21 protein-coding genes are annotated in these 21189 nt (G+C 33.9%); 2 read left to right on the top strand and 19 right to left on the bottom strand.

Annotated features, from left to right (window positions below; genetic code table 11):
- Nucleotides 1-29: 29 nt before the first annotated feature.
- The 16 genes from IPI65_07295 to IPI65_07220 all read right to left on the bottom strand — a co-directional run bounded on the left by IPI65_07295 (nucleotide 30) and on the right by IPI65_07220 (nucleotide 14085).
- Nucleotides 30-893 (bottom strand): hypothetical protein, encoded by an 864-nt coding sequence (locus IPI65_07295; protein MBK7441327.1) that lies wholly within the window; start codon nucleotides 891-893, stop codon nucleotides 30-32.
- A 261-nt stretch (nucleotides 894-1154) separates the two neighbouring features.
- The gene (locus tag IPI65_07290; GenBank protein ID MBK7441326.1) at nucleotides 1155-1574 is read right to left on the bottom strand and encodes a hypothetical protein; all 420 of its coding nucleotides are present in this window, start codon (nucleotides 1572-1574) and stop codon (nucleotides 1155-1157) included.
- Nucleotides 1575-1719: 145 nt separating this feature from the next.
- Nucleotides 1720-2595: a hypothetical protein gene (locus tag IPI65_07285; GenBank protein MBK7441325.1), complete on the bottom strand. Its 876-nt coding sequence runs from the start codon at nucleotides 2593-2595 to the stop codon at nucleotides 1720-1722.
- Between the two features lie 410 nt (nucleotides 2596-3005).
- Nucleotides 3006-3542 (bottom strand): sugar ABC transporter ATPase, encoded by a 537-nt coding sequence (locus IPI65_07280; GenBank protein MBK7441324.1) that lies wholly within the window; start codon nucleotides 3540-3542, stop codon nucleotides 3006-3008.
- A 204-nt stretch (nucleotides 3543-3746) separates the two neighbouring features.
- Complete coding sequence (locus IPI65_07275) at nucleotides 3747-4565, bottom strand: hypothetical protein (protein ID MBK7441323.1); 819 nt, start codon at nucleotides 4563-4565, stop codon at nucleotides 3747-3749.
- Between the two features lie 151 nt (nucleotides 4566-4716).
- Nucleotides 4717-5241, bottom strand: a complete 525-nt coding sequence (locus IPI65_07270) for a hypothetical protein (protein ID MBK7441322.1) — start codon at nucleotides 5239-5241, stop codon at nucleotides 4717-4719.
- Between the two features lie 856 nt (nucleotides 5242-6097).
- On the bottom strand, nucleotides 6098-6466 hold the full coding sequence (locus IPI65_07265; GenBank protein MBK7441321.1) for a tetratricopeptide repeat protein: 369 nt from the start codon (nucleotides 6464-6466) through the stop codon (nucleotides 6098-6100).
- A 16-nt stretch (nucleotides 6467-6482) separates the two neighbouring features.
- Nucleotides 6483-7454 (bottom strand): tetratricopeptide repeat protein, encoded by a 972-nt coding sequence (locus IPI65_07260; GenBank protein ID MBK7441320.1) that lies wholly within the window; start codon nucleotides 7452-7454, stop codon nucleotides 6483-6485.
- Nucleotides 7408-9855, bottom strand: a complete 2448-nt coding sequence (locus IPI65_07255; protein ID MBK7441319.1) for a hypothetical protein — start codon at nucleotides 9853-9855, stop codon at nucleotides 7408-7410. Before IPI65_07255 ends, IPI65_07260 begins: the two co-directional genes overlap by 47 nt.
- Before the next feature lie 86 nt (nucleotides 9856-9941).
- Nucleotides 9942-10529: a hypothetical protein gene (locus IPI65_07250; GenBank protein MBK7441318.1), complete on the bottom strand. Its 588-nt coding sequence runs from the start codon at nucleotides 10527-10529 to the stop codon at nucleotides 9942-9944.
- A 397-nt stretch (nucleotides 10530-10926) separates the two neighbouring features.
- Nucleotides 10927-11274, bottom strand: coding sequence for a hypothetical protein (locus IPI65_07245; GenBank protein MBK7441317.1), 348 nt, complete (start codon nucleotides 11272-11274; stop codon nucleotides 10927-10929).
- Between the two features lie 79 nt (nucleotides 11275-11353).
- Nucleotides 11354-11623: a hypothetical protein gene (locus IPI65_07240; protein ID MBK7441316.1), complete on the bottom strand. Its 270-nt coding sequence runs from the start codon at nucleotides 11621-11623 to the stop codon at nucleotides 11354-11356.
- A gap of 69 nt (nucleotides 11624-11692) precedes the next feature.
- A complete protein-coding gene (locus IPI65_07235; GenBank protein MBK7441315.1) occupies nucleotides 11693-12124 on the bottom strand; it encodes a hypothetical protein in 432 nt (143 codons plus the stop codon).
- An 89-nt stretch (nucleotides 12125-12213) separates the two neighbouring features.
- Complete coding sequence (locus tag IPI65_07230) at nucleotides 12214-12453, bottom strand: hypothetical protein (GenBank protein ID MBK7441314.1); 240 nt, start codon at nucleotides 12451-12453, stop codon at nucleotides 12214-12216.
- Between the two features lie 270 nt (nucleotides 12454-12723).
- Nucleotides 12724-13398, bottom strand: a complete 675-nt coding sequence (locus tag IPI65_07225; GenBank protein MBK7441313.1) for a DUF4145 domain-containing protein — start codon at nucleotides 13396-13398, stop codon at nucleotides 12724-12726.
- Nucleotides 13399-13557: 159 nt separating this feature from the next.
- Nucleotides 13558-14085, bottom strand: coding sequence for a hypothetical protein (locus IPI65_07220; protein ID MBK7441312.1), 528 nt, complete (start codon nucleotides 14083-14085; stop codon nucleotides 13558-13560).
- A gap of 232 nt (nucleotides 14086-14317) precedes the next feature.
- Between IPI65_07220 and IPI65_07215 the strand changes: the two genes are divergently transcribed.
- Nucleotides 14318-14560 carry a hypothetical protein gene (locus IPI65_07215; protein MBK7441311.1) on the top strand — a complete coding sequence of 81 codons (243 nt, stop codon included), beginning with the start codon at nucleotides 14318-14320 and terminating at the stop codon, nucleotides 14558-14560.
- 254 nt (nucleotides 14561-14814) lie between these two features.
- Here the strand turns inward: IPI65_07215 and IPI65_07210 are convergent, their stop codons facing one another.
- The 3 genes from IPI65_07210 to IPI65_07200 all read right to left on the bottom strand — a co-directional run bounded on the left by IPI65_07210 (nucleotide 14815) and on the right by IPI65_07200 (nucleotide 17795).
- Nucleotides 14815-14955 carry a DUF2326 domain-containing protein gene (locus IPI65_07210; GenBank protein ID MBK7441310.1) on the bottom strand — a complete coding sequence of 47 codons (141 nt, stop codon included), beginning with the start codon at nucleotides 14953-14955 and terminating at the stop codon, nucleotides 14815-14817.
- Nucleotides 14940-16607 carry a DUF2326 domain-containing protein gene (locus IPI65_07205; GenBank protein ID MBK7441309.1) on the bottom strand — a complete coding sequence of 556 codons (1668 nt, stop codon included), beginning with the start codon at nucleotides 16605-16607 and terminating at the stop codon, nucleotides 14940-14942. The genes IPI65_07210 and IPI65_07205 overlap by 16 nt, the downstream gene beginning before the upstream one ends.
- Before the next feature lie 228 nt (nucleotides 16608-16835).
- Entirely contained in the window at nucleotides 16836-17795 is a 960-nt protein-coding gene (locus tag IPI65_07200; protein MBK7441308.1) for an SMEK domain-containing protein, read from the bottom strand.
- A gap of 1111 nt (nucleotides 17796-18906) precedes the next feature.
- Here IPI65_07200 and IPI65_07195 point away from each other — a divergent pair.
- Nucleotides 18907-20817, top strand: coding sequence for an ABC-F family ATP-binding cassette domain-containing protein (locus IPI65_07195; GenBank protein MBK7441307.1), 1911 nt, complete (start codon nucleotides 18907-18909; stop codon nucleotides 20815-20817).
- Nucleotides 20818-21189 lie beyond the last annotated feature (372 nt).

Genomic DNA, 21189 nt, shown 5'->3' with positions numbered 1-21189 from the left:
ATTGAGTTCATTATTAGGTTTTAAAAACCTTATTCGTCCTTTTTCCTTTTTTTATTCCTCTTTTCCTGATCTTTTTCGATGTTATCCATTATATTCATTGACACCACTACTAGTTGGTCTGTTTCGCAATTCCAAATGTTCAAGTACTTTTCGGAAACTACATTATACGATTTCCACTTTGTAAACTCCTCATACAGCATCACAGTGCAAATGTCTGTAGCTGTAATAAAGTCGCCGGTTTCAGGTGAATGATTATGCATTGCCCCAACAACATTTTCTTCGGCATCTGTATTTCCATATTTAATTGGGAGTATGTTTTGGTGAAGTTGCTTTTGTGCGACAAGTTTATTGTCTTTATCAAATGTCAATAAGTAGTCGTTACCAAAAATAACGATATCCGTTTCTTGAGTTCCCGTTATTATGTAAACTTTTTTATCGTCGCCATTAATTAATGGAATTATATTTGGTTGAGTGTTTTCATAAAACTTAAAAAAACCGTCAGCGTTTGTGTTTAACGCTTCTAATGTAACTTTTCTAATTTGAAATAAATCGCTTTCAGTTTGAGAAAAATTTCTTTCAGTCAAGCTAATTTTCGCTTTCCTTTCATTGTAAGTGCTGTCAAAAGCAATTGTACCTATTACTTTTGGGGTTTCAACATTTGAAAAGAAAATACATTTTACACTATCATTTTCGATGTAAGAAAAATAACCGCCTATATTATCTAAATCTTTGTATTTTTCTAAAAACAAATCTGTCCCAACCCAAGAAGCCATTTCCAACTTGTAGAGCAATTTTCCTTCTGCAACAATTGGCTGTGCTTCCTCTGTCGGATTTTTTTGTCCGAATCCGGTTAAGCTTAATACGAGTAATACGAGTGTTAATGTATTTTTCATGTTTGTTGTGTTTATATTATAGGGTTCATCGTAGCGTTTAAGAAAACGAAAACCGTTGATTAATGAAACCAAAACTACGGAATAATGTCAAAAAAATAAACTGCTGTGTGTAACCCACCGTAATGAGACTTTGCAATCCCGCAAAACCCATAACAGAGACTGTTTAATTGATTAATTCGGTGAAGGTGAATGACCATAAAATTTTCTGTCTATAAAGAAAATCATTTTAGTTGTTTACATTCCTATTGTTGAGCAGTGTAATTAATCTTTTTTCCTCATTTCCCAATTACCTTTAATAGGGTAATAAATAGCAATTTTATTGTTTATTAATCTAACTCCAAATTTAAGCTTCCAGACACCCTTAATTGAATCACCGGAAACTATTCCTGAATAATAAATATTTCGATGCCGATTTTGAAGTTGCGTTCTGGTTCCATCCGGCATATACACAGTTTGAACAGGCATCATTTTAATAAAAGTAATTTTATTATCATTTAATTTACCCTCAACTTTACCAACTCCTTGCATTCCGCCACTTTCAACCTCATCTTCAATTTCACCGGAAAAATGAACACCATCAAAATCAATGATATTAATTTTGAATTTTGTCCGCTCCTTTCGCCTTTCTTCAGGAATTCTTTTACTTTCATGCTGATATGTTCCAATCCAGGTTCCTTTCATAGGTTAAATTTTTGCATTCTTTTATGATTTAATTTACTATTTCAATTTAGATCTGCTCTATAAAATGGATAAAATATTATTTAATCCCAATAATAACAACTGTTTCACTTGGAACTAAATCAAATCTACATTAACCATCGCTATTTCATTCGATTCCATCACCTGTAAACCAGCCATAGCCATCAATTTTCTTATATTCCAATGGCACCGACTTTAAAACTTTCACGGTTTTGGATTTGCTACTATATGGTATGTCAGTTGATATAATGATATTCCCGGTTTTTCCTTTGTCAGTTCGTTCATATGAAACATATTCCACTGTGTCCACTTTTACTCCGTTCCATTTGTATTTATACATTTCCGTTTCGCCCGGATGTCCATAACAAATACCTCTTACAATTTTCTCTTTAGGTGAAAAGGTCGGATTAATAAATTCAAAATCATCTGAAAACGAATTTTTGTCTTGCAGTAGCAGATAAACATTGCTAAATGATTTTAAACAAGAACCATTCGCCCCATACCAGTTTACAACGAAATCACTTAATCCGTCACCATTTATATCCCGGATTGTGTCGCTCACATAAGTCATAGTCCATTCTTCGTGAGAAACTACTTTTTCAAATTTGTTGTCAACTTTTGTGTAGATGTCGATATAAATTGCAAATGGATCTCTTCTCCTAATTATCAAATGAGGCTTTGAATTTGTAAAATGGTAGTCTAAATTGATTTCTACACTTACGGGAATACTGTCGTCAAAAACTGCATATTTCTCAATAAATTTATCTTTGTCGATATTTTGGTTTGCGATTATTAAAGCGCTTTGTAAAATTATATCTAGCCGTAAACTGTCAACATAAGCTTTTTCTTCTCTTAACCTTATTTTTTCTAAACGTTCGTTTTCTTTTTTTTGTTTCCTTAATTCTAAGGTGTCAACTTTAACAATAGGTGTATTGCTTTGTTCGTTGGGTTGTCCGCACGAAAACAATGTTATTAAAAATCCGATTAACAATATATATGGCATCGTCTTCATAAGGTTGCGCAAGCGCCAGTGTGTGTTCCCTTTCATTCACACTTTCCAAAACTAACAAAAAATTTGAAAATGAAGCATCACATTTCAAAAACAGTCAAAATGAATATTATAATTACTCAATTAATAAACGGATAAACTAAAAAGCCTCGAAGATATTTATAATAATTTTTATTCATAATAATAATCATTAATGAGAATCTTCATATCTTGTTTTTTTACTAAGGCAGTTAGCCTCTTACAAAAGTAGATATAGGTTAATATTTCCGGTAATTTGGTTTTGTCGTAATAACCCTCAGGACAATGATGGTTGAAATATTTAAACCGATTCTTATCTGCAATTTCAATGATGTATTCATCACCGGCTACGAATACGATGTTAGGTGAAATATTAGTAAAGAGGATTAGATATGAGCGTATATTATCGAGATATCAACCCCTAATCTCAATTTAAATTCTTCTATAAATTCATTTTTAAACTCCTGCCAATTCCAAAAAATAAATCCTAAGTCACTAAATCCCCACACAGGAGAAAATAAGTAGCTATTAATATCTGCTTTTATGTTACAATTTGGGCAAGTAACATCATCTAGTTTTTGTTCAAACCAATTATCAAAAGATAACCAAATTTCTGATGTAATGTCTTTATAACAAACCGGACATTTACATTCATCTAACCCAGCAGCATGGAAAATAGTTCTTTCAACAACTATTTCAAGTCCATTGGGTATGATGTCAAAAGGTAAATATACTGGGGTAGTGGTAATGTTTTTTGCACCTTCCGATATTGCATAACCTCCATTTGAACCTGAGACACAATCTGATAGGTTTTCCTTAATAACATCTAATGATACTAACCATTCTAAAATTTCAATGCCTTTAGTTTTGTTGCCCGGATAATGAGACTGTTTAGGAACTATAGCAATAAAGTGAACACTCATTTTTTATTTCAGTTTTAATTTATTGTTTCAGGCTACATGAAATAGGCAACCTAAAAAAACATGCCATTTTACCCTCTCCAAAACTAACAAAAAATTTGAAAATGAAGCATCACATTTCATAAACATCCAATATGAATATTATAACCCTTCATATCGTGAGCCGATAAACTAAAAAAGCCTCGAAGATAGTTTCTACAATTTTTATTAATAGCATTTACCGGAAACATATTTAACTGTCATCGTGTGTTTCTGATACCAATTTTCGTCATAGTCTAAAAAGAAAAATTTCGTCACTGATGTCAACCTTCCAATGCTGTCGTACAAAAAAACTGAATTAGTGGTAGTTACGGACTTAGTTATATTGCCATTTGTTTCATATATGTAGTCTGTCATAATGGACGGTGCATCGATTACTCTGTTATTTGCCCAAACCTTCCATTCTTTTATTTCATACATTAATTTCCAGTCACCACTTGTTAACCGATATATATATGTGAAACATGTATCTCCTATATAGTCTTTTTTAAACATTGTCGTTTTCTGACCTGTTTTACTCGAAGTTTCCTTATAAATTGTTTCTACCGATTTTCCACCACTATCTATTTTTAAGCGGGTGTAGTAATAAACAGTATCAGTTATTCTATTCGATACATAATAATAAACTTTATAACCAGCGGAATCAATAAATGGGGTTTTAATTAAGGAATTTTTCTTGTCGTATTCTATTTCGACTAGTTTTCCACTCCTATTAAGCCAATAGTTTTTATTTCCATATTGCGAGTGAACTATAATTGTGTCATTGAGGAACTCAAATTTTATCACATCCTTAAAAAAACTGCTTTTAAATGAGGGCAGGTATTCATTAAATTTACAGATTATTCTATTTGTTTTTCCTTTGTCAGCATGTAACAGGATTTCATTTATTTCCATGTCAAAATCGAATTCAGATTCGCTTTCAAATTGGGAATACGCAGTTTGTCCGGCAAAAAATAAAGCGAATATTAAAAGGAGTGTGATACGCATTTTTTTATGATTGAAGTTAATCGTGTTGCGTTTTGCCTTCGAGCGGATTAAGGAACTAAAGGACCAAATTTATCACTAAAGTAAATTAGTATCATTAGCTCAAAGGATGTACATCGGCCCGCTTGCTGCAAAACCCATATTAGGGGCAATTTTATTTTGTTACTTTAGCATCCAATTCTGAACTTACCTTATCAATTGCCTTTTTTGACCATTTGAAGAAGTATCCTAGCCTGACTATCGAGAAAATAACCGATACGCATAATCCTACTGCTAGGCTGCCTAACATTAATTTTTGGCCCAATGAAGTCGATTGTATACCATCTGTACCTACAAAAGATTTATCAGTATTCACATAAATCCATCCACTAAGAAAAAAGCCAAATAACGCGGCATACAAAAACATTGTTGCTGACAAATAAATCAATTTCTGCTCCTGAATATTAAATCTTTCAATAAATACAGGCGATCTGCCAAACGCTAAAAGACTATTACATAAGACCACATTAGCTGCAAATAATGCATAACAGAACCTTGAATGATCCTTTCCATAAATTCCATTGTACATTATTTGAAAAAAGGTGATGATTAATAGAAGAATTATCAAAGCGACCGCAATCTCGATTATCCTTAAAATTAATCGGTAAGTTTTGTTGTTTTTGATAGTAAATAGAGCCATATGAATAAAGTTTTTTATTACGCCTGACCAGATTAGTAGAGAAACACGATTCCACTTTGCCGATTATATTCGACCTTAATGGGAGATTTGGAGTAGGGTTTCATTTCAAAATCGTTTACCATTCTTTTAGTATAAAAAAGACCATTTCAAAGTAATCAATATGTTTTAGCATTGTACTTTTTAAATTCTTAAATATAAATTTTTGTTGTCAGAATTAATTATTGAAAATCAATGGGGATAATTAGTAGCAACACTTTTATAAAAACTCAATTGTAAAAACAATCTACCAAATTTAGGAAATTTTGATAACCACGCTAAATTCCAATTTCAAATTCACAGTTTTCCCTTAACTTAAAATATGTCACATTCATTAACAAAATACACAACAAAATCAGCACTTCCAAACCACGAATGTTCATTTTTATGCCTTTAACCATGTCACATAATATGTTATTTTAGCAATAAATTGATATTAATTAAAAATTTGGCTAACCGGGAACTCATACCCTTCACACCACTATCGCGTATTTTTTTCTACTCCAACGAATAGTATTCTTTATATTACAAAAAGTTTTTCGCATAAATTGCGTTGGCATTTTTACTCTTTGAAGGCTACTTGGACAATTTACAGTCAAAGGCATAATAAACAATAAACGCGTGCCCATTAAAATTTTCAGTTCTCAAATAAATCAAGTCTACTGTTTTTAAATTTTTACATAAGTAGTATCCTTTGCCAATTCAATAAGTTTTGGAAAAACTTCCTGCCGAAAATTTAAAATACTATTAAATATTAATGAGTATGGGCATACAAGTTTTATGAGTTAATGCAAATAAATAAAAAAAATAGTGAAAAAAATTATTTTAAAGATGCCAATTTTTTCTTTATCCATTGCAGATTACTTTTAAATTCAGGATACTTAGGAAAATCACTTACAAGCTCTGTCCATAATAATTCGCTTTGTTTATAATAATTTATTGCAGTATTTGTATCTTCCAATTTATCTTCATGAAATGAACCTAATTTAACAAAAGATACCGCCAACCCGTTTTTGAAAGATACATTATTCGGTTGGAGCGCATAGAGTTCTTTTGTTAATTCAATGTCTTTTTCAAAAAATTCCAATGCCTTAGCCAAATTACCCAAGCTGCTGTGCGTCGCACCGAGTTTTTCGTAAGATATAGCCAAGCCGTTTTTGAAGGATACATTATTCGGTTTGGAGCTCATAGAGTTCTTTGGTCAGTTAAATATCTTTTTCAAAAAATTTCAATGCCTTAGCCAAATTACCCAAGCTGCTGTGCGTTTCACCGAGTTTTTCGTAAGATATCGCCAAGCCGTTTTTGAAGGATACATTATTCGGTTGGAGCGCATAGAGTTCTTTGCCTAATTTATTGCGTTCCTCAAAAAATTCCAATGCTTTAGCCAAATTACCCAAGCTGCCGTGCGTTTCACCGAGTTTTTCGTAAGATATCGCCAAGCCGTTTTTGAAGGATACATTATTCGGTTGGAGCTCATAGAGTTCTTTGCCTAATTTATTGCGTTCCTCAAAAAATTCCAATGCTTTAGCCAAATTACCCAAGCTACTGTGCGTTTCACCGAGTTTTGAGTAAGATATCGCCAAGCCGTTTTTGAAGGATACATTATTCGGTTGGAGCTCATAGAGTTCTTCAAAAAGGTGAGTTTCCAATTCAAAAAATTCCAATGCCTTAGCCAAATTACCCAAGCTGCTGTGCGTGGCACCGAGTTTTGAGTAAGATATCGCCAAGGCGTTTTTGAAGGATACATTATTCGGTTGGAGCGCATAGAGTTCTTTGGTCAGTTCAATATCTTTTTCAAAAAATTCCAATGCCTTTGCCAAATTACCCAAGCTGCTGTGCGTTTCACCGAGTTTTGAGTAAGATATCGCCAAGGCGTATTTGTAGGATACATTATTCGGTTGGAGCGCATAGAGTTCTTTTGTTAATTCAATATCTTTCTCAAAAAATTCCAATGCCTTAGCCAAATTACCCAAGCTGCTGTGCGTTTCACCGAGTTTTGAGTAAGATATCGCCAAGCCGTTTTTGAAGGATACATTATTCGGTTGAAGCTCACAGAGTTCTTTTGTTAGTTCAATGTCATTTTCATAAAATTCTAATGCCTTAGCCAAATTACCCAAGCTGCTGTGCGTTTCACCGAGTTTTGAGTAAGATATCCTTGCCGTTTTTGAAGGATACATTATTCGGTTGGAGCGCATAGAGTTCTTTGCCTAATTTATTGCGTTCCTCAAAAAATTCCAATGCCTTATCCAAATTACCCAAGCTGCTGTGCGTTTCACCGAGTTTTGAGTAAGATATCGCCAAGCCGTTTTTGAAATCTGAATCATGTGGTGCTGAATTCAATAATAAAGTGAAAACTTCCTGCATTCTTGTAAAAGCCCGCATTGCAAGTAATAAATTACCAGTTTCAATATAGAACTTTCCTAAATTATGTGAAAGTATACCAAATTTGTATTCAGCTTTATTAATATTACCAATCAATACCAATCCAATTCGCGCAAAAAGCACTGACTCTTGAAAATTATTATGCCATTTTTCATCATTCAAGCCATCATTGAGCCTATTTATCATTGTTTGGGCTTCCTCAAAAAATTTATTTTCATTTTTAATTCTTAAAACTTCTGCTAGTAAAGCGTGAAGTAAAAAGCCATTACCATCGTCAGCACTTAACCATCCTTTTTGATGCAATTGACGACTGAAATGCTGCCAGGTTTCAGCATAATCACCTAACATTAATGCCCATTCTTCAGCATTAATATTAGTAGCAGGAATTAAACTGTAGAGTAGCAATAAATGCTGTTCTTTTGCATCCAAATTTTCCAACGGAAAAATTTGCAGGATATAGGTAAAAATATTTTTAATTACTTCCTGTGAATGGGTTGTTTGAATATCAGCATATCTTGCAATGTTTAATCCATTTTTATCAAGCTGTTCAACTGTTTTTTCTAAATTCCAGCCTAAATACTTCGCATTCTTAGCCACTAATTCAATTGCTAATATGTGAAATGATAATCGTTTAACTATAGTTTGAATTAAAACTAATTCGCACGCATTAAGTGACTCATATTTCAAACCAAAATAAACAGCATAAATAAGTTTTGCGTCCTCAGGAGAAGCTTGTTGTAGTTCATAATGTTTAAAACCATAATTCAAATTACGAGATGTGGAAATAATATGCCATCCTCGATTCAACAATGGCTGCAGCCCGCCCATGTTATAAGGAATATTATCCAAAAGCATTAATTTTTCACCCGGTAAATTAAGGAGTTCGTTAACTATGAGTTGAGCAATTTTTTCAACTCTTCTACTATCTTCTGAAGGTATTGCATTAACTGTGTCATTTAATCCTAAATTAGTAATTAAAGTATTTTCATAAAAAGTCATAGCAAAATTATCTTTCCCAGTCAAAAACAGGTTAAAATCGTAATTGTCATAAAGTTTTAAAAATAATTGTTTAGCTAAAGTTGATTTGCCTACACCACCTATACCGTGAATACTTATTACATTGAGTGTTTTGTAAGTAGTTAACAAAATTTCTACTTCTTGCAATTCTTGTGTACGCCCTTCAAAAATTTCATTAAAGGGTAAACTTGATAATATAGGATTAACTTTCCTGCCTTTACTATTATTTACGTGGCGGATGATTTCGTCCTTAGCGTTCTCAACCTCCTTAATTATTGTAATTTCAGTCTTCTCGAGTCGCTTATCAATCAACATCTCAAAATTAATAATAGCATCTAAGATTTGATTATAGCCTTTCTTCAAATACTCAATTTCAGCTTCTATTTGACTAGCTAAGGCACTTCCGTTGCCGGTAATTTGGTTTTGAGTTTGCCAAACCTCTTTTAATGCTTTCAATTCTTTTTGGATATTCCCAATTCCGACTTCAGTAGACCTACTGTTTTCCACTATACTTTCCAAAACCCAAATCTGATATGATTTAAAAGCTCTTTCATTTTTACTATCCTTGAGTGCTTCTTTTATTGCAAGGTCGAGACAAAACGGCAAATTCTGTTTTATTTCTAAAGCAAATTGACTTGTTGGATCCACTCCAGTTTCCTGAAATATGTAATCTGTAAAATGTGTACGCCATTCTTCATGTTCATTAAGCGTATGGTTATTAACCTTTTCGTTCTCATTCTCACAAACAAATTTTAGTTTAGCAACTAAACGATCAAAAACTTGCCCAACCTTCTTTGGGTCTTCATTATTATCACTTTTTTTAAGGTTATCTAAATACATTTTTTCTACTAAACGTAAAGCTTCCACTGAAGCTAACCTTATAAGTTTTACTAAATCATGGTTTAAGTCATTTGGATGTTGACTATTCAGTGCCGCCTTTAAATTTTTATAAGTTATACCTGAAAACCCCTTTTCAAACCATCCAGGTGCTAAATTATTTACCAACTTACTTACTACACTAACTCCCAATTTAAGGGTAGGATGCTCATCTGAAAGTTCTTTTAAACCATTAAGGTTAGTAGCAATAATTGTTTGGACCTCATCCGTAGTGCAAGCAAAACCAACTGCTGATGTCAGACATTTAATTGCGTCTTTAATTAGGGTGCTTTTAGGGTTCATTATTGATCAATTTGTTGTATTTGCTCTAAATTTAGAGAAAATTATTAATTTTTTTTGGCTTGGGATTTCCTATAACCTGGGTATTATCAATTCATTACGGCTGAAAGCAGACGAATTTCGGATCCTACGGTTAAATTCTTGCTGATGATAGTAGCCTTTTCAAGCTCAATGGTAGATAAAAACGCAGCTGAATCAAGATTATTTAAAAAGTAGGAGTATTCGGAGTTCAGGACAGGATTTGAAAAATGTTTTCCGGACAGATATACTGCCATTTTTTGATATTCTTTCTTTATGATTTCTTTGGTTTCAATATTAAACTGCATATAGAAATACACAGGAAACATATTGTTACTGTAAGTATTATCTGGATGAACCACCTTTTGATAATAATCAAAAGAAACAAGTGCACAAACCATATCGCCGGCAACAATAATGTCATCAACATTGTCCAGACTGTCCAGTTCTTTTTTCCAGACTTTTTTGCCGTTTAAATCAATTTTTTGGATTGCAATTTTATTGTCCTCCTCTTCCGATTCGCCTGCAAAAATGAAATTATCATTAATTACAATAGGGCTCGCCTGCGGTTTATCAGAATACCCTAATGTATATTCCCAAACCACTTCTCCGGCATTATTCAAAGCATAAAGTTTGGATTCGAAACCCTTGTTATTCAATAATAACTTTTTTGACCCGTAAGGCAACGTTAAAAAATTCCATGGTCAGTTTTTGGGTGGTTTAACTGCATTTTCAATATCTGTTTCGGTTGGGTTAAATTTTTTGATTGATACAATAATTCCTGTATCTGCTGTTACAGCCCTTGCTTCGGAGGTGAAATAACCTTCGGGTTGAGTTAGTTGGGCGAAGATTTTGAGGTGGGTGCATGCGAAAAGGCATGCTAAGGTGGATTTTTGGAGGTAATTCATTGGTATTTTCAACTTGTTATTGATAATAGTTTAAGTTAATATTTGAATAAATTATACATAAGATAGTAAAGGTTAAATGCAATTTAACAAATTGAATCTGTAAAGGCAAAATATTTGCAATCCAGTTATTTTTATCAAGACTATTTTTTTAATTCTTTTTAGGGTAATACACTTCAATTGCCTTTGCAGTTTCGTTAGGTTTTTTAGTATATCCAGCGGTAATAACAACTTTATTAAAGCAAGCTAATGTGACAAAATTTGACATTGAGGTAAATATTTGCGGTTCATATTCTGAAGTTACCATTATGGGTATTTCAGTTTTGGAAATTGTATCAAGAATCGTAAACAAAAGTTCCGCAGAATTTGCGCCATACCCTTTAATATTTACTGATGTAACTGTTCCGGTGATAAATAATTCCTTAGTATTTTGACCAAACAAACTTGAGGTTTGCGAAATTGCGATTAAAAGTGTAAGTGCAATAAAATGCTTTTTCATAAGCTGTAATCTTAAGTAAATTTAAAGTGAAGGTTCAAATCAGTACCTTTTTATGTTCAATACTTTCCAATTTGTCATTTTAGAAAGGTAGTTCATCAGTTTCATATACAAATTGGCCTGAAAATTTAAATATCTTACAAAGAATCTTTTTTGTTTCCGATAAAAGTTCCTTGTCAATGTTTAACTTACTACAAATTCCTTCATCTTCGGTTACAAATATTCTTAACCTTTTTTTATTTTCTTCCCACACAACAAACAAATTCTTATGAATCTCATGTTTATTAAGATACCATCTACTTGCTTTACAAATATGTTCAGCAATTTCATTCTTAAAATCAGGTAAAAGCATCGCAACTTTAGTGTAATCCTTTATTGAGTCTTCATAAAATGCATTTCTTTTCTTTAAAAATAATTTATATTAGTTTGTGCAAAGATTATAATCCTTTAAATGTTTTGAAAACGCCTCGGCTTTGATAAAACGAATTCTAAAAAATTGTTCCTTTTTACCTATAATATATCTGGCAACCAATTGTTCCGTTTCAATATCTTGTTGGCTTAGTTCGTTGTTTACAATGTGTATTCGAACTAAATCTGATTCAATTACAGAAATCAGATTAAATTGGTAAATGCTTTTGACATTTGTTCTTTTTTCTAACGCTCCTATTTCATACGACTGAGCTTTCATTAAAGTGGTTATTGAAGAGAATATATTTTTATCATTTTGAGGTTTACCTGTAATTTTGTTTAATTCTTGATAAGCAAAAACATCAACTTCTGGCGGTTGCATAATTGAAATGCCTTTGCCTTCACATAAAAAACTATAATATTCTTTATTTACGTCTTTTGCCATTAGTTCTATTTTCGTACCTTTATCATTAGTCCATATATGAGTTGGCCACCAATTTGAATTTGGATCATCAATTTTTATTTCTCGGGAGATTAAAGCCCAAGCATTTTCTTCATTTTTTTACAACTGATCAACAAAACAGTGTATATATTTATATCATCGACAGGCCTTACTTTATAAGCTAAGATATCAATTTCTCTTACTGCGTCCATCAAATCATCTTCGTAGAATTTATTATTTATGATATTCCAACCATTTTTTATAAGTTCTTGATTAATATTATGTTCTAAAATGAACCCTGTTTTTTTTATTCCTGAAATGTAATCTGCCATAATTGTTAATTTATATTGCTTTGCGTTGTTGTTTATATCCCAAAAACATTATAACTATTGGTAACCTACTTTTATGCTTAACCATAACTTTCAAGGCTCTAATTTAGTTACAGCAATTCAGTAATTGTAACTCAACGATTTCAACTTCAAATATTATTTGATTTGGCGGGTTTCGGAGCATAAATCTGTCAACTTGCGCCGAACTTGAATAGAAGCACAAAGCTTCAAGTTTGCACGTCACCCCGCTTGACGACCGGTGTTATATACGGTTTATTTCATATCAGGTTTTCCAGCATCATTCAGTTTTTGGTTTAGAGCAAGTCTCTTCTTTTTAATTTTTTCCGGCTGAACAAAATAGAAATCAAACAATAATTCAAGAACATCTAATGTCCATTCTGCCTCTCCAACTTCCACTGGAACAATTTCTCCAGTTGATTTACTTTTAAGAGGATGTGCTGCAAAATTTCCTATATTCCTTACTGCATCGGTACTTTCTGCAATATAACTCGGAAGTTGATTTTTATCTAACACCTCTTGTATTTCGTTTGCAAGGTCACTTTTTTTGACCCCCGCTTTTTCTCTTAATATGTGTTGCAAGCAACGTCTGCTCAAGGCTGCACTCGCTTTAGGACTGTCAGCAATTATTAGGCAAGCCTCGTTATAATCTTCTGAAAAGTCTTTAGGAACTTCAAGAGGGATAGGCAGTCTGCTTGAACCTTTAGGTCTGATTAATTGCTTGACATCATACTTGTTGTTCCTGATATAATAAGAGGACGAGTGTTGTGGTGAGTATAAATCACCTTTAATCAAAAAATAAATTGACTTTTTGCAAGTTGGATTCGGGCATTCATACTTTTCAATTCCCCATTTTCCTTCTGAGTCTTCTCCTAAGTATTCAATAATTTTCTGGTCGTGAAATTCAACTAAGCAGTGTGGGCATTGCATATTGTTATCGTTTTAAATGGTACATATCGTTTTACAGATTTGCGATGGGCGGGCTTTTCAGCACAAATGTTCATTCGGAGAACTGAACTTTCGGCTAACACAAAGCTGTTTGCGGAGCACGAACCCCCCCCTTTTGGGTAAATGCTGTTATAGGCCGCTTTATTTCTCATCTTTTTTCTTAAATAGTTCGTCCCAGTATTCCTCCTGTCCTTTTCTTTCATTTTTGAAGTATTCTTCCCCAAAAGCCAATTCAAATGTCTGCTTATAATGTCCTAAATGCTGTCTAAGTTTTTTGTATCGAATTGTAATAATTACGCTAAAAATAATTACTGGTATCCAACTTAATATTTCACCAAGAATAATAAGAGTCGCAATAGAAATAATAAGGTAGAAGAGTATCCACGCTACCAACATAATGGTCTTGATAATATAGTCCCCAATGAGAACCTGTTGTTGAAAAGTTGTGCCAAGTTGTGCATATGCAGCTCGTGAGCCTTGTCCAAAAGCCTCTGCAATTTTTACAAGTCGCTTTACAAACAGCCTCTTCTTGATTTTGTGATTTGTCAGTTTGTATTGAGACTTAATAAAGTCGTAAAGAAAACCTGCTATTAGACTTGAAACTAGTCCCAGAATAATTAGTCCAAATATGTCTGTCTTTAGGAAGTGTATAATTTTCTCAATGTCCATTTGCTTATTTTTTAAAGTTGTCTATAACGTTTCTGGGCTTACCGAAGGTGGAGATTTTGAAATACGAATTCTCAAATTTACCATAAGGCTCAATAGAATTCCAAACGCTCAACCTTACAATTCTACCCCACTTTTGGCCAACCTATGTGCTCGTTGTACAACCACCCAAATGTACACATTTTCATGTTTAAAATGGATTTTTAGGCGTCAAAAAGGCTGTTTAACTTAGCTTATGCAAGGAAAAAAATGCTACTCCGAAAAATTATTTGTCCATTTTCAATTAAGCGACCGAGTTCCGGTAGATAATTTTTATCGGCAGTTGGATAATGCATTAGATTTAAAATTTTTATATCAAGCAACAGCCTCTTTTTATGGCGATGAAGTGTCTTCTGAAACTCCTATCGTATTAACAACTAAAGTGTCAACTGCTGAAAGTCGTTCGTCAAAATTGTCGAAATCAAATATGTCTGTATGATTAACAGTCGTTGGATATGATTCTAATATTTTATTTAGTTCTGTCTCCATATAATGACGCCTAACGTTTTGCAGCTACAAGAAGTTGGCGATTTCGGAGACGAAAACTGTCTGCCACCACTGAACTTGATACGAAGCACAAAGCTTCAATTAACTACTGAACCGCCAATTTCTTGTAGGTGCTGTTACCGGATGCCCTTCTGTCTGTCCGAATCTGTGCAGTGTCAAGGTTGCATATGTTCTAGAAGAATCAAGTTAGAATGATGTCTTAAATAGTTTGCCACTATTGTCTTTGTCATGTAATTCCATTATTATTTCTTCATCAGTAAACATAATAGGGTTGTCATTTTCATCCCTCGGAAGGTCGTCTTTGATTATGCTTAAAATATATTGGATGTTGTGCTAGTGCAATATTCCTTTATCAAGTTAAGCAAGCGAATACGAATTTTATTTTCTTGATTTGAGAATACGTCATCATGATAAACAAATTTAAAATAAGATTCATCTGAATACTCAGCTAAGATTGCTAAATCAAAAGCAACACAGAGCATTTTTCTGTATGTATTACCATCTCCTTTTTTCGTTTCTCCTACACGGTAGCCATACTCAACATTATTGTTTGAGTTTTTAGAAATAGAAATAATTGCTGGGTAATTTAAAATAGCTTGTGCAAATTCAGAAAAATAATTTCTAATTCTTATATATTTGGGGTTGCTTGAAGTATTATCTATAATAGCTGACAATTTTTGAACAGCTACTTTTAATTCATCGCTTAACCTGTCTATCTCAGATTTTTTTGATTCAATAATTTTTATTGAATCTAATTGAGCTTCATGCCTTGCTATTTCATGTTCAAGTCCAATTAACTCATTTTGATATTCTTTTAGTTTTTTGATAACAGAATTGTCCTGAATTACATCTCTAAATTTTTCTTTCTCCTTGTTCAAATTAAAAAGAGAAAGTTTGATTTCTCGTAATTCCTCAGTTTTCTTTGAAAGAGTTTCTTTCAAAAGGTCTTTCCGTTCAACTGTGATTTGCTTATTGAATTCAATAAGTTCTTCGTAAGATTTTGCAAGCTGGTCAGGGAAATGAAGTTGCACTTCACCGAATACTTCCTTGATTAATTCAAAGTCAAAACTGAAATCACTTTTTAGTGATTCAGTTATTTTCTTTACTTCAAACTGCAAATTGTAGGAGTGTTTGTTTAATTCTCCAATTTTTGTTTCTATTTCATCAACTAACTCAACAATTACTTTGTTGTCTTGATTGTAAAAATTTAAGCTATCAAGTTCTTGGATTCTTTCTTGCTTGGACTTAGTCAATACTTGGATAAATCCTTCAACTTCATCTTTCTGATTAGAGTTGATATTAAATCCTTCCTCTTGCTCTCGAATGACTTTGTTCTTCTGTTTAATTTCTTCTTCAACAATATATTTCTCTGCAACAGCCGTGCTATCAAAACCTAGTAATGAAAACATGAATGTTTTCCATTTTTTTTCATCAAAGGTGAACTTACTTAGCTTAAATAAATCTGAATAATCCCCTTCGTCAGGAATTCTCAAAGAATAATTAATTGTGTCACGGTAGTCAAGTCCAGAATTCCTTATAAAAAAGTCAAAGCTTAGATATTCATTCAGTTTCGCTTTTGCTTCGTCAATGCCAATGCTTTCATAATCCCACGACTTTGGAATTTCGAAGTCATTCACACTACTATCAGATAACTTCATTGAAATTTTAGAACTGTCTGCGACAGCTCTTTTAATTCTCAAATAAGTGCCCGAATTAAGTAGCAACTCCAAATAAAATTCGTAGCCATTGAATTTAAGAGTGTTTGTTTCGTTGTCTTTTGTTGAAGTAAGAAAATGTTTTTTTGGAACTACTTTTTTCAACAAGAGAAAATCAAGTAGTCGAATAAACTTTGTCTTGCCAATTGAATGTGAACTGTTAGGACTTTCCTTAGCTTTAACATCAGCAAAAATCACATTTAAACCAAGCTTGAACTCGGTGTTGTGAAATGCTTTATTGCTATATAGTTTACTAAGTTTCAATTTTTAATTGTGAAGGAATAAATAGAATTATTATATTCAATTTTATTTAGCAAAAAAAGAAAGTTCAAAGCGTATGGAAAAATATGTTTTGAATCTTCCCCAAGTGTTTTATTAATTTCCATTTCAAGTTCGTCATAAGTCAATACATTGATTTTTTGCAATGCCCTAATGATTGAGGCACTGACATTAATCACTGAGTTTTTAAGTCAAAATATTTATCTGGTGTTATCATGGCTTATTTTCTCCTATATCGCATTGAAAATACATGAAGTGAAGCAGAATTTGCAGTGTTCTCCTGTCTGCTAATAGTTGAGGAACCTGTTCTTTGCAAATGCTCTCTATAGTTTCAAAAATTTGGTCAAATTGTTCAAAGTCGCTTCGGTTTACTAAGATTACTTTTTGCAAGTCAGTTGTTATGTTGTAATAAATCTTTTTAAAATTTCTGTTTTCAAACTTCTCTAAAAATTTTGCAAACTGCTCAAAGAAAGGTAGGGACTCTTGTTGAATAAGTTTTATGTAACCTTCGCTAAGGTTGTTGATTCTATTCTTCTCTGGAAAATCTGTCCTATGAATACTTTGAATTGAAACAGAAATATTTTTAATCAAATCTGGATTCTGGCTTGAAAACTCTTGGAGAACTTTTGCAATATCTTGAGGTGTTATGTCTTCAATGAAATGCCCTTTCAATTTGTAAACATAGTTTTCCAAAATTGAAAGAATCTTTTCTTGTTTTTTAATATCTGTTAGTGCTTTGATTGCCTTTGATAAGTCTTCAATATCCAAAATGTTTACGCTTTTGTCAAAAGCGTATTTTCCTTTAGTGTCAAAAGTGACTGAGTAATTTTTCTTACTTGTGGTAATTAGAAAGTAATGAGTTGGATAAGTTTCATAAACTTTATAAGTAATATTTTTACCAATCTTGTCTTTAATGTAATCCGATGTATCGGTAGCGGTTACAGAAACACCAATTCCACTTTTTGTATCTCCCAAATCAATTGCAGGGAAATTTGATTTTTTAGTATTGAGGTTAATGAGATTCCATCCGTAAATTTCATTCAAGATTAATCCAGCCAAATCTTCATTAGTATTATTAACATCATTCAGCTGAGAAGCGGAACTCAACTCAGTAAACACTCTCCAATGCGAGAGCTGTTCAATTATTTTTCTTATGAGTTGAAGATTTTCCATTTATCGCAAATATAGTTAAAGAAGCAATATATTTTCCTTGTATTGGCTGTTCAGTCTGTTTATTAAGTAATCCAAAATTGTTCGTTCCTTGTTAGTCAGTTTCATTTTATCAGTGTCGTCATAGGGTTTCCGGTAACTAGTTTATTTGAGCAGTTTCCAAAAAAAACTTCCCATATCCCTCAAGAAAAAAGATAAATTGGAGAAACTTTCCTTTATCATACTTCAATTTATTTCTACCCAATAAATACACAAACTTTCCTCTTAACCCATCTCCCATTTTATCACACAACCAAACTTACAAAAAACAATCTCCTAAACTTAACCACTACCCCAAATTCACGGTTTACCGTTAATCCCCAAAACGTCACATTCCAACCAAAAAAGTGCAACAAATTCAATACCCTCAAGCTTCAAAATGCCATTTTAGCACCATTTACCCTGTCACAAAAACACCCTGAAAGTAGAACACCCGTGAAGTAGAACAAGTTAATACTCAAAAAACTCAATTATTTGATTCCAAGTATAATTTCTTGCACGATTGTAAAATCTTGCAAGCAATACTTGTTCACTTCAGGGTTCATTATGGTCAGCTTGCCTGGATGGCCCTTGAAGTAAAGCACACATGAAGTAAAACACTCGTGAAGTAGAACAAGCTATTACAACTAAAGCTTAATTATTTGATTGCAATTATCATATCTTCCACACCCATAAAATCTTGCAAGCAATACCTATTCACTTCAGGGCTGGTAATTCGCTGAGCCCGGATTGAAGCGGAAACCCCCTTTGTCCGCCTCGGAAAAGGGGTTGCAGCGAACCCTGAAGTAGAACAATTAAGATATTCTAAAATTTCCCAATTGATTCCAATAATAATTTCTTTACAACATCCAAAACCCAGCACCAAAAATTGTTCACTTCAGGGCTGTAAATTCAATGATAGCCCGGATCGACGCGAAAACCCCGCATCCCGCTTTTTCTGCGGGAGCGGAGTTGCAGCAAAGAGCCGGTGCAGATTTCGAACCGAAGCGCAAAGTCGATGCTTCTAAAACCCACCTACCCCTTCATTTTCACCAATCCCACACCAATCCCACCCCAAACGCTTACCTTTGCGGCCGTGAATTATCTTACTGTTGAGGGGTTATCGAAGATTTATGATACGAAGGTGCTGTTTAATGGCATCTCGTTTAGTATTAATCGTGGTCAGAAAGTGGCGCTGGTGGCCAGGAATGGTGCGGGGAAGTCGACACTGTTGCGGATTATTATGGGGAAGGATATTGCTGATAGCGGCAAGGTGCAAGTGCATAAGAGTATCACAACCGGGTATTTGGAACAAGAGCCCGCGCTGAATGAAAACCTCAGCATTATTGACAACGTGCTGAGCAGCGATGCGCCGGCGATTAAGGCCATTAAAGCTTATGAACAGGCGTTGCTGGATCAGGAACATGATTATAACGACATCACCGCAGCCGCACTGGAACGCGCGCATGAACAAATGGCGGTGCTGAATGCCTGGGATTATGAATTGCGCATCAAACAAATTTTGTTTCAACTGAAAATTACAGACCTGGAACAAAAGGTGAGCACTTTGAGTGGTGGTCAGAAAAAAAGGATTGCGCTATCGAAATTACTAATTGAGGAACCGGATTTTGTGATTATGGATGAGCCGACCAACCACCTCGACATCGGTATGGTGGAGTGGCTGGAGGAATATTTGAGTCTGCGCAATATGACGTTGCTGCTGGTTACCCACGACCGCTATTTTTTAGATCGCGTGTGCACGGAAATTATTGAAATGGCTGATGGGAATATTTTTCAATATAAGGGCAACTACAGTTTATATGTTGAGAAAAAAGCGCATCGCGATATGGTGGAAGCAGCGGAATTGGACAAAGTAAAAAATACGTATCGCCGCGAATTGGAATGGGTGCGCCGCATGCCGAAAGCAAGAACTACAAAAAGTAAATCGCGCCTCGATGCGTTTGAAGATATCGCCGCAAAAGCGACCGCAAAAAAGAAGGAAGATCAGTTGGTGCTCGACGTGAAAATGACACGAATGGGTGGCAAAATTCTGGAAATGGTGAAGGTGAGTAAAAATTTCGGCGACCTGAAAATTGTTGACCAATTTACTTACTTATTTAAGCAATATGATAAGGTTGGAATTGTCGGCAAAAATGGTGTTGGAAAAACTACTTTCCTGAATTTAATTATGGAATTGGAAAAACCTTCCGCAGGAAAAATTACGACGGGTGAAACTATTATTTATGGTTATTATTCGCAGGAAGGTATGCTGATGAAAGAGGATAAACGTGTGATTGAAGTGGTGAAAGACATAGCAGAATTTATTCCGCTTGCCGATGGCTCGAAACTGAGCGCCTCTCAGCTGTTGACGCGTTTTCAGTTTGAACCGGAAACGCAATATACTTACGTGAGTAAATTAAGCGGTGGCGAAAAACGTCGCTTATATTTAATGACGATTTTAATTAAAAATCCGAATTTTTTAATTCTCGATGAACCTACTAACGACCTCGATATTTTAACGCTGAGTATATTGGAAGAATTTCTCGCGGATTTTAAAGGTTGTTTATTAATTGTGAGTCACGACCGGTATTTTATGGACCGACTTGTTGACCATTTATTTGTGTTTGAAGGTGATGGTGTGATTAAAGATTTTCCGGGTAATTATTCTGACTGGCGTGTATACCAAGAAGCGATGAAAGCTCAAAAACAGGAGGAACAAAAACAAGGGAATAAAAAAGAAGTTGTTGAGGAGAAAAAAATAGTTGTTGAGGAAAAACCTGTGGTTGAAAAACGTAAAATGTCGTTTAAAGAAAAACGGGAATATGAAATGTTGGAGAATGAAATTGCGGAGCTGGAAATAAAAAAAGGGGATCTGGAAAAACAATTATTGGATGTGGGATTATCGCATGAGGCTTTGTTTGAAATTTCGGCGCAACTGACGAAAACCATGGGTGTAATTGATGAAAAATCGATGCGGTGGTTGGAGTTGAGTGAGATGGTTGGGTGATTTATAAGGAACGCGGAACCCGGCTGGCGGGTCGCTGATTTTTGCTGATTTAGGCTGATTTTTTTATTTGTGTTGGATGATACTCGCTGATTTTTTGTGGGATGTGTTTGATAAGGGAACGCTGAACCCGGCAAGCGGGTCGCTGATTTTTGGTGATTTAGGCTGATTTTTTTATTTGTGTTGGATGATACTCGCTGATTTTTTGGATGATTTGTTTAAGGGAACACTGATTGAACGGATTAAACGGATATGGGACGGATTTTTTTGGGAACGCGGAACCCGGCAAGCGGGTCGCTGATTTGGGCGGATTTAAACTGATTTTTTTATCTGTGTTAGATAATACTCGCTGATTTTTTGGACGATGTGATTAAA

The sequence above is a fragment of the Bacteroidota bacterium genome (assembly GCA_016706255.1).
In the GTDB taxonomy this organism is placed as follows: Bacteria; Bacteroidota; Bacteroidia; order Chitinophagales; family BACL12; genus UBA7236.
Note: the sequence above shows the minus strand (reverse complement) of the source record. Positions and strands in the feature narration are given on the sequence as shown.

What these genes read in the sequence shown, in the direction of transcription:
- IPI65_07295 (MBK7441327.1), bottom strand. Translation starts at nt 893, where the DNA reads ATGAAAAATACATTAACACTCGTATTACTCGTATTAAGCTTAACCGGA.
- IPI65_07290 (MBK7441326.1), bottom strand. Translation starts at nt 1,574, where the DNA reads ATGAAAGGAACCTGGATTGGAACATATCAGCATGAAAGTAAAAGAATT.
- IPI65_07285 (MBK7441325.1), bottom strand. Translation starts at nt 2,595, where the DNA reads ATGCCATATATATTGTTAATCGGATTTTTAATAACATTGTTTTCGTGC.
- IPI65_07280 (MBK7441324.1), bottom strand. Translation starts at nt 3,542, where the DNA reads ATGAGTGTTCACTTTATTGCTATAGTTCCTAAACAGTCTCATTATCCG.
- IPI65_07275 (MBK7441323.1), bottom strand. Translation starts at nt 4,565, where the DNA reads ATGCGTATCACACTCCTTTTAATATTCGCTTTATTTTTTGCCGGACAA.
- IPI65_07270 (MBK7441322.1), bottom strand. Translation starts at nt 5,241, where the DNA reads ATGGCTCTATTTACTATCAAAAACAACAAAACTTACCGATTAATTTTA.
- IPI65_07265 (MBK7441321.1), bottom strand. Translation starts at nt 6,466, where the DNA reads ATGAGCTCCAAACCGAATAATGTATCCTTCAAAAACGGCTTGGCTATA.
- IPI65_07260 (MBK7441320.1), bottom strand. Translation starts at nt 7,454, where the DNA reads ATGTATCCTTCAAAAACGGCAAGGATATCTTACTCAAAACTCGGTGAA.
- IPI65_07255 (MBK7441319.1), bottom strand. Translation starts at nt 9,855, where the DNA reads ATGAACCCTAAAAGCACCCTAATTAAAGACGCAATTAAATGTCTGACA.
- IPI65_07245 (MBK7441317.1), bottom strand. Translation starts at nt 11,274, where the DNA reads ATGAAAAAGCATTTTATTGCACTTACACTTTTAATCGCAATTTCGCAA.
- IPI65_07240 (MBK7441316.1), bottom strand. Translation starts at nt 11,623, where the DNA reads ATGCTTTTACCTGATTTTAAGAATGAAATTGCTGAACATATTTGTAAA.
- IPI65_07235 (MBK7441315.1), bottom strand. Translation starts at nt 12,124, where the DNA reads ATGGCAAAAGACGTAAATAAAGAATATTATAGTTTTTTATGTGAAGGC.
- IPI65_07230 (MBK7441314.1), bottom strand. Translation starts at nt 12,453, where the DNA reads ATGGCAGATTACATTTCAGGAATAAAAAAAACAGGGTTCATTTTAGAA.
- IPI65_07225 (MBK7441313.1), bottom strand. Translation starts at nt 13,398, where the DNA reads ATGCAATGCCCACACTGCTTAGTTGAATTTCACGACCAGAAAATTATT.
- IPI65_07220 (MBK7441312.1), bottom strand. Translation starts at nt 14,085, where the DNA reads ATGGACATTGAGAAAATTATACACTTCCTAAAGACAGACATATTTGGA.
- IPI65_07215 (MBK7441311.1), top strand. Translation starts at nt 14,318, where the DNA reads ATGCAAGGAAAAAAATGCTACTCCGAAAAATTATTTGTCCATTTTCAA.
- IPI65_07200 (MBK7441308.1), bottom strand. Translation starts at nt 17,795, where the DNA reads ATGGAAAATCTTCAACTCATAAGAAAAATAATTGAACAGCTCTCGCAT.